We start from the raw sequence: 2,083 nt of genomic DNA, 5'->3' as shown, positions 1-2,083 counted from the left end.
GAGCAAGCTGCTTCAAAGCCGCTTGCTCACGCCGATTGCCCAGGATTTCACGGCGTAAGCTTCGCGCTAGAACGCCTGCTTCGGTAGAATACCTGCGGCGAATCGCAGGGCTTAGTTCAGGAACTATCCATATAAGCAGTGTAAAGGGGTCAGTTCTTAGTATCATTAACTCCTTCTCTCCTTCCTCTGTTTCTCGTCCCTTCCATGCCAATAAAGCAAATGCGACAGGTGCGTCTTGGTTCCCATTTCTAATTCTCGTGCAATCCAACCCAGCGTCATCGTTGTCTCCTTCCTTAGACGCAAAGCAATGCGAACCTTCTGAGGGGCTCCTTTGCGATGGGTCGCCAGGTCCGATGCTCGCCAGCCCACCGCCTTGAGTTCAGCGTCGAGGAGCGTGTGCGCCTTTTGCTCAGCAGACTCGCCAATCTCCTGCCCATAGTGCTCCGGCCCGCCCTTCATTTGAGCCAGCAGTTCTTTGCGGAACTCCTGGCTGCCCACACACCAACCCCGCAAGAGCGGCACAAACTCATCCCCATCTTCGGACGCCCGCCGCAGTTCCATGCGCCGTTCGAATTGTTGCCGCCCGGCGGCACTGTCCTTCGGGATGCCATGCTCGCCCAACAACCGGTCCACCCGCAGCCATGGCTGCCGTGCCGAACGTGCCTTAAGGTATTCGGGATAACTGCTCCAGACAAAACTGGAGAGCTTCTCCTTGCTGGAAAGCAACTTGGCCCGAGCCGGATTCAGGTGCGCGTAGTCGCAAACGCACTTCAAATAGCCCGTGCCGCTGTTGTCCACCGGCAAGGCTTTGTAGCGACCGCTGAAAAGATGGCCAAAGAGCTTGTGGCGCCGATTGAATCGCATCGTGTAGGTGCCCAACAACCATTTCATCCCGGGGACCAGGTTGCCCCGAGGCATCTCGACCACCAGATGAAAATGATTGCTCATCAGGCACCAGGCATGGACCTGCCAGTCGGTTTTCTCGCACACTTGACCCAGAGTGTTGAGGAACAGTTCGCGGTCCCTGTTCGAGTGAAAGATGCGCTCACGATGGTCGCCGCGATTCATGATGTGGTAGATCGCGCCCGGATACTGCACCCGCAGTTTTCTGGCCATGGGCCGAACATAAGGCTGGCGACCCTGCCGTGCAATAAGGAAAAATGGCACGATACTAAGAACCGACCCTTTAACGACCCTTTAAATGGTCCAGGAAGCCTTGCGCGTCTATCGCGCCGGGCTCCATAGTGAGGCGGCGAGGAGCGTATGTGCCTCCGCACACCGAGGATCCACTCCAAGGGCCTGCCGAGCGTAGGTTTCTGCCGCCACTGGATCTCGCGCGCTCAAAAAGAGGGCTCGGCTCATCGACTCCAAGGCAGCCTCTGATCCGGTGCAGCGACGGCGCATCCCTCGTTGTTCCGACGCGGCTGGGGTGATGTCCAATTCCTGTAGGATCTCTGTGGCGAGCTGGTCGCGAACGTCCAACCAATCGCGTGAATGCGCTGCAAGATCTTTTGAGACATGACCCGTTGCGACATTTTCAACATGAAAGATCACGCGCCATCCTCCATTCGAACGGCTGTACGACCCCCATGCAACGCGCCGGGCTTCGATCTCCTGCCCCATGACCCGCGCCTGACGCGCGTCCATATCTGCAACGCTGTAGTGCCTTGGCACCAACCTCAATGCCCCGACCTGTCTCAGCGCATCGTTCAGCAACCAATACAGGCTGCCGGCCCAGAAGTCCGCCTTAGAATCATCGCTCGCGTTCCGCACGCCCACAATGGCCAGGCTGTGCCGCCCGCCACCGAGGTGTGGTTTTATTGCCTCAGGAGGAGGAGCGGTGGCCGAACATGTCCATGCTCCGGCGGCGGCAAGAGCTACGAGTAAAGCCAAGGGGTCACATCTCAATTTTTGACAATTCATGTTCGATTTGCGCCACATGGCCGCCCAAGGCACGGTCCTGCTGGAGCCGGCGGTTGAAACGGCTCAGAGCCTAGCCCACGGCGGCGTAGTCCACCCCGCCGGCGAGCTGGCGCAGTTGGGCAAGGCTCAGCCGCGCGTGGCGCCCCCCCCAGCCACATCG

General features: G+C 58.9%; 1 protein-coding gene. It reads right to left on the bottom strand.

Annotated features, from left to right (window positions below; translation table 11 throughout):
• Nucleotides 1-165 precede the first annotated feature (165 nt).
• Complete coding sequence (locus tag VG146_22355) at nucleotides 166-1,116, bottom strand: transposase (protein ID HEV2395102.1); 951 nt, start codon at nucleotides 1,114-1,116, stop codon at nucleotides 166-168.
• Between the last annotated feature and the right edge of the window lie 967 nt (nucleotides 1,117-2,083).

The organism is Verrucomicrobiia bacterium (assembly GCA_035946615.1).
Classification (GTDB): Bacteria; Verrucomicrobiota; Verrucomicrobiia; order Limisphaerales; family UBA8199; genus DASYZB01.
The sequence above is the reverse complement of the archived record's forward strand: the minus strand, read 5'-3'. Positions and strand labels throughout refer to the sequence as shown.

Bases quoted from the DNA above. Each gene is read 5' to 3' on its own strand.
- VG146_22355 (HEV2395102.1), bottom strand. From the start codon at position 1,116: ATGGCCAGAAAACTGCGGGTGCAGTATCCGGGCGCGATCTACCACATC.